At 72.0% G+C, this 9,592-nt stretch carries 9 protein-coding genes; 2 read left to right on the top strand and 7 right to left on the bottom strand.

Going from position 1 to position 9,592, the window contains the following annotated elements; all coding sequences use genetic code 11:
• Positions 1-132: 132 nt before the first annotated feature.
• The 3 genes from M8J74_RS41455 to M8J74_RS41445 all read right to left on the bottom strand — a co-directional run bounded on the left by M8J74_RS41455 (position 133) and on the right by M8J74_RS41445 (position 1,375).
• A complete protein-coding gene (locus M8J74_RS41455) occupies positions 133-636 on the bottom strand; it encodes an EamA/RhaT family transporter (RefSeq protein WP_249841339.1) in 504 nt (167 codons plus the stop codon).
• Positions 637-679: 43 nt separating this feature from the next.
• Positions 680-967 carry an SH3 domain-containing protein gene (locus M8J74_RS41450; protein ID WP_249841340.1) on the bottom strand — a complete coding sequence of 96 codons (288 nt, stop codon included), beginning with the start codon at positions 965-967 and terminating at the stop codon, positions 680-682.
• Positions 968-1,051: 84 nt separating this feature from the next.
• Complete coding sequence (locus tag M8J74_RS41445; protein WP_249841338.1) at positions 1,052-1,375, bottom strand: SH3 domain-containing protein; 324 nt, start codon at positions 1,373-1,375, stop codon at positions 1,052-1,054.
• A gap of 182 nt (positions 1,376-1,557) precedes the next feature.
• Here M8J74_RS41445 and M8J74_RS41440 point away from each other — a divergent pair, with 182 nt between their 5' ends.
• Entirely contained in the window at positions 1,558-3,663 is a 2,106-nt protein-coding gene (locus M8J74_RS41440) for a serine/threonine-protein kinase (RefSeq protein WP_249841337.1), read from the top strand.
• A 66-nt stretch (positions 3,664-3,729) separates the two neighbouring features.
• Here M8J74_RS41440 and ilvD read toward each other — a convergent pair whose 3' ends face one another.
• The 4 genes from ilvD to M8J74_RS41420 all read right to left on the bottom strand — a co-directional run bounded on the left by ilvD (position 3,730) and on the right by M8J74_RS41420 (position 8,191).
• Positions 3,730-5,583, bottom strand: a complete 1,854-nt coding sequence (gene ilvD, locus M8J74_RS41435) for a dihydroxy-acid dehydratase (protein ID WP_249841336.1) — start codon at positions 5,581-5,583, stop codon at positions 3,730-3,732.
• A gap of 123 nt (positions 5,584-5,706) precedes the next feature.
• Entirely contained in the window at positions 5,707-6,318 is a 612-nt protein-coding gene (locus M8J74_RS41430; RefSeq protein WP_249841335.1) for a TetR/AcrR family transcriptional regulator, read from the bottom strand.
• Entirely contained in the window at positions 6,315-7,136 is an 822-nt protein-coding gene (locus M8J74_RS41425; protein ID WP_249841334.1) for a sugar phosphate isomerase/epimerase family protein, read from the bottom strand. Before M8J74_RS41425 ends, M8J74_RS41430 begins: the two co-directional genes overlap by 4 nt.
• 122 nt (positions 7,137-7,258) lie before the next feature.
• Positions 7,259-8,191: a Ppx/GppA family phosphatase gene (locus M8J74_RS41420; protein WP_249841333.1), complete on the bottom strand. Its 933-nt coding sequence runs from the start codon at positions 8,189-8,191 to the stop codon at positions 7,259-7,261.
• 71 nt (positions 8,192-8,262) lie between these two features.
• On the opposite strand from M8J74_RS41420, the gene M8J74_RS41415 reads away from it, so the two are divergent.
• Positions 8,263-9,147 carry a DUF3109 family protein gene (locus M8J74_RS41415; RefSeq protein WP_249841332.1) on the top strand — a complete coding sequence of 295 codons (885 nt, stop codon included), beginning with the start codon at positions 8,263-8,265 and terminating at the stop codon, positions 9,145-9,147.
• The last annotated feature ends 445 nt before the right edge of the window (positions 9,148-9,592 follow it).

Here is a 9,592-nt window from a genome sequence, read left to right as displayed (position 1 = left end):
GGCGGGGGTTTGCGGTGTGCGGGGCTGGGGCTTGGGGTGCGGGGGGGGCTTTGCGGTGCGCGGAGTCTGGGGTGCGGGGGCCCTGCGGTGCGCGAAGTCTGGGGTGCGGGGGCCCTGCGGGGGCCGGAGGCGTCAGGAGCGGCGGCGCTTCTTGGACGGGTTGCCGGTGCGGCGGGTGCTGCGTTTGGCGTGCCGCTCGCGGGCCGCCTCGTACTCCTGCCGGTGGAGCTTCTCGCCGGGGGCCTCGGTGAGGGAGCGGAAGAAGTAGGCGAGGAGCGAGCCGACGAAGCCGATGGCCAGCAGGCCGCGCAGGGACGCCTGGCGGTCGGGGTCGGGTCGGCGGGAGAAGGAGTCCCAGGTGGTGCGGAAGGCCAGCGCGCTGCACACGGCGAACATGACGACGACCAGGACCATCACGAACGTGCCGGTGTCGGCGATCCGCAGGCCTTGGAAGGCGAAGCGCAGGATCAGGCAGGAGGCGACGGCGGCGAGGAGGGAGCCGACGGCCACGGCGGCGCGGCGCAACGGGTAGCCGTTGTCGTGGTCCACCCAGGTGGTGCCGAAGAAACGCAGGGGCTCGGGCCGGGGGCCTCCGGTGGAGCCCGCCTTGTCCTGGGTGCCGGGTTCGTCGCTCACGGGACGATTATGGCGGTGGGACGGGGGCGGGCTCCGGGCGGGCCTAGGAACAGCGCGGTGCGACGTACCCGTCGCTGCCGGTCTTCACGTACGTGTCGGAGATGTACTCGCCGCTGTCGATGTTGTCCCAGATGTCGGAGGTCCCGTAGTAACCCGAGACCGTGGTGCCGGGCCGCTGGCAGAAGACCGGGACCGTGGCGCCCTCGGGCAGGACGCGGACGATGGAGTAGCCGGTGCCCGGTCCGCTCCGGACGTTGACGCGGGTGTCCGGTGCGATCGGGTAGGTCCGCACGGTGGCCGCCGCAGGGGTGGCCAGCGCTCCCATCGTCATGAGCAGGGCCCCGGTGGCTGCCGTGAGCAGGACGGACCGACGGCTCTTGGAGATCATGGACATCCTCGTGGTCGTGGTGATCGGTCAGCCGCCGCAGCGGGGGCGGATGTAACCGTCGCTGCCCGTGAGGACGTAGGCGTCCGAGATGAACTCGTCGCTTCCGATGCAGTCCCAGATGCTGCTCGTGCCGTACGGGCCGGTGATGGTCGTACCGGGCGACTGGCAGAGGATGGCGACGCGCGAACCCTCGGGCAGGACGCGGACGATGGGGTAGCCGGTGCCCGGGCCGCTGCGGACGTTGAGGCGTACACCCGGTGCGATCGCATACGTCGTGGATGCCGCCGCGGCCATCGCCGAGACGGCCTCTTCCCCGCCGTCCTCGACCTCTTCGACATGCTCGACAGACATGGAAAACCTCCCCCGTTGCTCCCCATGACATCCATGGGGCCCCATTGATTCCCCTGAATCGCGCCATGAAACACACGTACGCGACTCGCACGCGGAAGCTAGCACGCCGCCTCTGTCCCGTACGAGCCATCGACTAGGCTCCGTGCGTCGCGCGCGCGGACGAACAGCACGGGGGTGGTTCCATGGCGCCACAGCACAACGCCGGAGCGGGCGCGGAAGCGGAACTTCCCGATTACGCCGGCCACTACCGCCTCGAGTCGTGCCTCGGCTCGGGCGGCATGGGTGTCGTGCACCTGGCACGGAGCACCTCCGGCATGAAGGTGGCCGTGAAGGTCGTCCATGCCGAGTTCGCCAAGGACCCCGAGTTCCGGGGGCGGTTCCGGCAGGAGGTGGCCGCGGCTCGACGGGTGAGCGGGGCTTTCACCGCGCCTGTGGTCGACGCCGATCCGGAGGCCGGACGGCCCTGGATGGCCACCCTGTACATCCCCGGGTCCACGCTCTCCGATCACGTGAAGCGGAACGGGCCCATGGACGCCGCTCAGTTGCGCCGGCTGATGGCGGGGCTGGCCGAGGCACTGCGCGACATCCACCGGGTCGGTGTGGTGCACCGGGACCTGAAGCCCAGCAATGTGCTGCTCGCCGACGACGGGCCGAAGGTCATCGACTTCGGCATTTCTCGGCCAAAGGACAGCGAACTGCGAACCGAGACGGGGAAGTTGATCGGCACGCCGCCGTTCATGGCGCCCGAGCAGTTCCGGCGTCCGCGGGAAGTCGGGCCGGCGGCGGACGTGTTCGCGCTGGGCTCGGTGATGGTGCACGCGGCGACGGGGCGCGGGCCGTTCGACTCCGACAGCCCGTACATCGTCGCCTACCAGGTCGTGCACGACGAGCCCGACATGACCGGCGTACCGGCGAACCTCGCGCCGCTGGTGCTGCGGTGTCTGGCCAAGGAACCCGAGGACCGGCCCACCCCCGACGAGTTGATGCGGGAACTGCGGTCGGTGGCGGCCTCGTACGACACCCAGGCGTTCATACCGGCGCAGCGGTCGGCGGAGCCGTCCACGCCCGGGCGGGATGTCGAGGAGCCGCAGCCGGCGCCGGTGAAGCGGGGCCGCCGCAGGCGGGCCGTCCTCGTGGGCCTGGCGCTGGCTGTCGTCGCCGGCGGCGGACTCGCCTGGACTCAGTTGCCGGACGGCGACAAGCCCGCCGCGCACCCGAAGGCCGCTGCCGCGCCATCCGCCGCACCGGAGTTCAAGGCGTGGGCGACGAAGCCGGCCCGGAAGGCGAGCGGCGTGCCCAAGTGCACCTTCGGCATGCGGGAACTGCTGTGTGTCCAGCACGGCGTCGTCTCCGCTCTCGGTCCGGCCGACGGAAGCGTGCTGTGGCGGCGCAGCCTGCCCCTCACCGGCGTCTCCCTCCCGGCGCCGGTCGTCTCGGGTGGGCTGGTACACGTGCTGACCGGTGGCGGAAAGCGGGTGGAGGCGCTCGATCCGTCGTCCGGCAGGACACGGTGGAGCCTGGACGTCTCGGCCGACCGCGCCATCCGCTACGCGGGCGGCACGTTGCTGCTGAGCGGCGCCGACGGCAAGGTGACCGGCATCGACAGCGCCTCGGGGGCGACGCGGTGGAGCCGGCGGATACCCGGGCTGAGCGAGCCGTACTTCGTTTCGTTCCCCGGGAGCCCGCTGGCCATCGCCACGACGGTGACCGGGGACGGGACGAGGACGCGCGTCACGGCGGTCGACGCCACGACCGGGGACGTCCGCTGGGACGCGGTGCTCGACGGCGGTCTGACCCCTGTCGGCGTCACGGGAGGCAGCGTCGTGTTCCTGTCCGTCGACCGGGTGAGCGCCGCGTCGGACACGGTCGTCCGCTACGACCCCGAGACGAAGGCGTCCCGCCGGGTGCCGCTGAGAGTGCCGCTCGGGCAGGCGGGCGCCACCGTGCACAAGAATCTGGTCTACGTCCTGGGCACCGGCGGCTCCCTCACGGTCGTCGACACCCACGCCGGCAAGCAGTTGTGGTCTCTGGAAACCGCCGTGAGCCGGGGATCGGCACCGGTCACCGACGGTCGGCAGGTCTACTTCACCGCCGCCGACGGGCGGCTGCTCGCCGTGGACGCCGCCAAGGGACGGCTCCTCGGGCAGACCTCACCGCGGCTCGGCACGGACACGGCCGCCTTCACCGCCACCCTGCCCTCGCCCCAGCTCTCCGGCCCCCACCTCTACGCCTCCGCCCCCGACGGCACCGTCTTCTCCGTCGACTCCCGTACGCCCGGCGTCTGGTAGGCCGGTCGCGGCGGTATGCGAAGGGGCCGCCCCCGCAGGGAGGCGGCCCCGTGCTCGGGCGGTGCGTCAGCCCAGCTTCGACACGTCCCGGACCGCACCCTTGTCCGCGCTGGTCGCCATCGCCGCGTAGGCGCGCAGCGCCGCCGAGACCTTGCGCTCGCGGGACTTGGGCGCGTACACGCCGCCCAGAGCCGCCTCCCGGCGCGCGAGTTCGGCGTCGTCGACGAGGAGTTCGATCGTGCGGTTGGGGATGTCGATGCGGATGCGGTCGCCGTCCTCGACGAGCGCGATCGTGCCGCCGGACGCGGCCTCCGGGGAGGCGTGGCCGATGGACAGGCCCGACGTGCCGCCGGAGAAGCGGCCGTCGGTGATCAGCGCGCAGGTCTTGCCGAGACCGCGGCCCTTCAGGAAGGAGGTGGGGTAGAGCATCTCCTGCATGCCGGGGCCGCCCTTGGGGCCCTCGTACCGGATGACGACCACGTCGCCGTGCGTGATCTGCTTGTTGAGGATCTTCTCGACCGCTTCCTCCTGCGACTCGCAGACGACGGCGGGGCCCTCGAAGGTCCAGATCGACTCGTCGACGCCGGCCGTCTTGACCACGCAGCCGTCCACCGCCAGGTTGCCCTTGAGGACCGCGAGGCCGCCGTCCTTGGAGTAGGCGTGCTCGGCGGAGCGGATGCAGCCTTCCGCCGCGTCCTCGTCCAGCGCCTCCCAGCGCTCGGACTGGGAGAAGGCCTCGGCGGAGCGGACGCAGCCGGGGGCCGCGTGCCACAGTTCCACGGCGTCCGGCGACGGGGAGCCGCCGCGCACGTCCCACGTCTTCAGCCAGTCCGCGAGGGAGGGGCTGTGGACCGAGTGGACGTCCTCGTTGAGCAGCCCGGCGCGGTGCAGTTCGCCGAGGAGGGCGGGGATGCCGCCGGCGCGGTGCACGTCCTCCATGTAGTACGTGCGGTTCTTCGCGACGTTCGGGGCGACCTTGGCGAGGCAGGGCACGCGGCGCGAGACCTCGTTGATCTCCTCGAGGCCGAACGGGACGCCCGCCTCCTGGGCCGCGGCCAGCAGGTGCAGGATCGTGTTGGTCGAGCCGCCCATCGCGATGTCCAGGGCCATCGCGTTCTCGAAGGCGGAGAAGGTCGCGATCGAGCGGGGCAGGACGGTGTCGTCGTCCTGCTCGTAGTAGCGCCGGGTGATGTCCATGACCGTGCGCGCGGCGGCGACGTAGAGCTGCTTGCGCGCGGTGTGGGTGGCCAGGACCGAGCCGTTGCCGGGCAGGGAGAGGCCGATGGCCTCGGTCAGGCAGTTCATCGAGTTGGCGGTGAACATGCCGGAACAGCTGCCGCAGGTCGGACAGGCGTTCTCCTCGATACGGAGGATGTCCTCGTCCGAGATCTTGTCGTTCACGGCGTCGGAGATCGCGTCGACCAGGTCGAGGGTGCGGACCGTGCCGTCCACGAGGGTCGCGCGGCCGGCCTCCATGGGGCCGCCGGAGACGAACACCGTCGGGATGTTCAGGCGCAGGGCCGCGTTCAGCATGCCCGGCGTGATCTTGTCGCAGTTGGAGATGCAGACCAGGGCGTCCGCGCAGTGCGCCTCGACCATGTACTCGACGGAGTCCGCGATCAGGTCGCGGGAGGGCAGCGAGTACAGCATGCCGCCGTGCCCCATCGCGATGCCGTCGTCGACGGCGATGGTGTTGAACTCGCGCGGGATGCCGCCCGCCTCGGTGATCGCCTCGCTGACGATCCGGCCGACCGGCTGCAGGTGGGTGTGGCCCGGCACGAACTCGGTGAAGGAGTTCGCGACGGCGATGATCGGCTTGCGGCCGATGTCCGCACCGGGTACACCGGAGGCGCGCATAAGGGCGCGGGCGCCCGCCATGTTGCGGCCGTGGGTGACTGTGCGGGACCTCAGCTCGGGCATCGTCGCTCGCTCCTTCAGACAGATAGGGCTGCTACCGAGACTACGCCCGTCATCCAGGGGTCGGGACGCGGTGTCCGGAATGCGGGACGATCGTCTCGTACGGCCATACCGCCGTCGTAGGGCTCAGCGGCCGGTGAGATGGCCCTGCACCACCGGCGCCACCCGCGCGATGATCTGCTCGACGTCCGCCGAGGCCAGCGGCTCCAGCTTGATCACGTACCGCATCATGGCGCAGCCGACCAGCTGCGCGGCCGCCAGCTCGGCGCGCAGCTCCGCGTCCGGCGCGTCCAGCTGGGAGGCGACGCGGCGCATCAGCTGGGAGGCGACCAGGCGGCGGAAGACGGTGGCGGCGGTCTCGTTGTTGACGGCGGAGCGCAGGATCGCCAGCAGGGGCGTACGGGTCGCGGGGTTCTCCCAGACACCGAAGATGAAGCGGGTCAGCCGCTCGCCGACGCCGTCCAGCGGGCCGTCGGCCACCGCCTCCGGCGCGTTCAGCGCGGGCGCGAACGCGACCTCGATCGCCGCCGCGAAGATCTGCTCCTTGGTGCCGAAGTAGTGGTGCACCAGCGCCGAGTCGACGCCGGCCGCCTTCGCGATGCCCCGCACGGACGTCTTGTCGTACCCGCGTTCGGAGAACTCCTCGCGGGCCACGGTCAGGATCCGGTCGCGGGTGCCGGCGGATTCCGTACGGGTGCGCCGGCCCCGGCGCCGGGAGGTGGCCTCGGGCCCGGTCACGGCCGGGGCACCCGCACCGCGGACGCGAGATGGAGGCGGGTGAAGGCCAGGGCCTCCGCCAGGTCGGCCTCGCGTTCGGCGCCGGACATCGCACGGCGGGTGTTGACCTCGATGACGACATGGCCGTCGAAGCCGGTCCGGGCGAGACGTTCCAGCAGTTCGGCGCAGGGCTGGGAGCCGCGGCCGGGCACGAGGTGCTCGTCCTTCGCCGAGCCCTTGCCGTCCGCCAGGTGCACATGGCCGAGGCGGTCGCCCATGCGGTCGACCATCTCCAGCGCGTCGGAGCGGGCCGTCGCGCTGTGGCTGAGGTCGATCGTGAAGTGGCGGTAGTCCTCCTTGGCCACGTCCCAGTCGGGGGCGTACGCCAGCATCTCGCGGTCGCGGTAGCGCCAGGGGTACATGTTCTCGACGGCGAACCGCACGTCGGTCTCGTTCGCCATGCGCCAGATCCCGGTGACGAAGTCACGGGCGTACTGGCGCTGCCAGCGGAAGGGCGGGTGGACGACGACCGTGCTCGCGCCCAGCTTCTCCGCCGCCGCCTGGGCGCGCTGGAGCTTGACCCAGGGATCGGTGGACCAGACGCGCTGTGTGATGAGCAGACAGGGGGCGTGCACCGCCAGGATCGGGATCTGGTGGTAGTCGCTGAGTCTGCGCAGCGCCTCCATGTCCTGGCTGACCGGGTCGGTCCACACCATGACCTCGACACCGTCGTACCCGAGGCGCGCGGCGATCTCGAAAGCCGTCGCCGTGGACTCCGGGTACACGGAGGCCGTGGACAGCGCGACCTTCGCATCCGGGATGCACACTGGCTCCGCCATGCCGACAGATTACGGGGTGCGGTGGGTGGGGTGCGGGGCCCCTCTTCGCCGTTGTGGGATTCGCCACGGGCGTGTGCGGGTGTTTTGTGGCGTGTCGCGCGGTTCCCCGCGCCCCTGGGTTCCTACTCCGACCCCATGTGATCGAGCCGGCGCAGAATCACGCCCTCCCGAAGCGCCCACGGGCAGATCTCCAGGCTGTCCACACCGAACAGGTCCATCGCACCCTCGGCGACCAGGGCGCCCGCGAGCAGCTGGCCCGCCCGGCCCTCCGAGACGCCGGGCAGTTCGGCCCGCTGGGCCGTCGTCATCTCGGCCAGTTTCGGCACCCACGCCTCCAGCGACTCCCGCTTGAGTTCACGCTGGACGTACAGGCCCTCGGTCGACCTGGCCGCGCCCCCGAGCCGGGCGAGCTGCTTGAAGGTCTTCGACGTCCCCACGACGTGGTCCGGGGTGCCCAGGCGGCTGAACTCGCCGACGGTACGGGCGATCTGGGCGCGCACATGGCGGCGCAGCGCCCTTATCGGCTCCGCGCCGGGCGGGTCGCCGGGCAGCCACCCCGCGGTGAGGCGGCCGGCGCCCAGGGGGAGGGAGACGGCGGCGTCCGGCTCCTCGTCCATGCCGTAGGCGATCTCCAGGGAGCCGCCGCCGATGTCGAGGACGAGGAGCTTGCCCGCGGACCAGCCGAACCAGCGGCGGGCGGCGAGGAAGGTGAGGCGGGCCTCCTCGGCGCCGGTGAGGACCTGCAGCTCGACGCCGGTCTCGGCCTTCACGCGCGCGAGGACGTCGTCGGCGTTGCCGGCCTCGCGGACGGCGGAGGTGGCGAAGGGCAGGACGTCCTCGACGCCCTTGTCCTCGGCGGCCTGCAGGCACTCGTGGATCACGGCGACCAGCTTCTCGATGCCCTCGGGGCCGATCGCCCCGCTGTCGTCGAGAAGTTGGGCGAGGCGCAGCTCCGCCTTGTGCGAATGCGCGGGCAGCGGGCACGCGCCCGGGTGCGCATCCACCACCAGCAGATGCACCGTGTTCGAACCCACGTCGAGGACACCGAGTCTCATGTAGGGAACGCTACTGCCAGCGGGGGCGTACTCCGTCCTCGGTGGGGTCACGGGAGCCTTAGGCTGGTGCTGTGCCAAAGACGAAAAAGGCAAAGGACGACAAGTCGGCGGCGGCAGCCACAGCCGCCGAGGGTCCTTCGCGGGCGAAGTCACAGAAGCCGAAGACTCCGAAGCCGGTGAGGCCGATGTCGAAGAAGGCCCGGGAAGCCGACGAGAAGGGCCTCGACTTCGCGCGTGCGTGGGTGGAGTTCCCGGATCCGGGAGACGACGAGCAGGTCTTCCGGTGCGATCTGACATGGCTGACCTCCCGCTGGAACTGCGTCTTCGGCAGCGGCTGCCAGGGCATCCAGGCGGGCCGCGCGGACGACGGGTGCTGCACGCTGGGCGCCCACTTCTCCGACGAGGACGACGAGAAGCGCGTCGCCGAGCACGTGGCGCGGCTCACGCCGGACATCTGGCAGCACCACGCCGAGGGCACGGAGCACGGCTGGATCTCCGAGGACGAGGACGGCGACCGCCAGACGCGCCCGTACCAGGGCTCCTGCATCTTCCAGAACCGGCCCGGGTTCGCGGGCGGCGCGGGCTGCTCGCTGCACATCCTCGCCCTGCGCGAGGGCCGCGAGCCGCTGGAGACCAAGCCGGACGTCTGCTGGCAGCTTCCGGTCCGGCGCACCTACGACTGGATCGACCGCCCCGACGACACCCGGGTGCTCCAGGTGTCCATCGGAGAGTACGACCGCCGGGGCTGGGGTCCGGGCGGCCACGACCTGCACTGGTGGTGCACGTCGGCGACCTCGGCGCACGGCGCGGGCGAGCCGGTGTACGTGTCCTACCGCGCGGAGCTGACCGAGCTGATGGGCAAGGCCGGCTACGACCGCCTGGTGGAGCTGTGCGAGCAGCGCCTCTCCTCGCAACTCCCCCTCCTGGCCCCCCACCCGGCCGACCCGACGAGCTGAGACGCCCTGCGGGGGGGGCGGAGGGGACGGAGGGGACGGACAGCGGGTGAAGACGCGGGCGACGACGGGGTGATCCGCCGGGCGGCGGGCGCGGGGGGCGGCGGGATGATCCGCCCTGCGACCGCAGGGGGTAACGGCGGGGGACCGCTGGACTGCGGGCGACGGCGACGCCGGCACGCCCTGCCGGACGGCCGCGGCGGGGCGATGACAGCGGGGTGATGCGCCGGGCGGCCAGCGGGAGCGACGACGGGGTGATCCGCCGGGCGGCGGGCGCGGGGGGCGGCGGGATGATCCGCCCTGCGACCGCAGGGGGTAACGGCGGGGGACCGCTGGACTGCGGGCGACGGCGACGCCGGCACGCCCTGCCGGACGGCCGCGGCGGGGCGATGACAGCGGGGTGATGCGCCGGGCGGCCAGCGGGAGCGACGACGGGGTGATCCGCCGG

Origin of the sequence: Streptomyces panaciradicis (assembly GCF_023516615.1) — a bacterium.
Taxonomy (GTDB): Bacteria; Actinomycetota; Actinomycetes; order Streptomycetales; family Streptomycetaceae; genus Streptomyces; species Streptomyces panaciradicis.
This window is presented reverse-complemented; position numbering and strand designations above follow the sequence as displayed.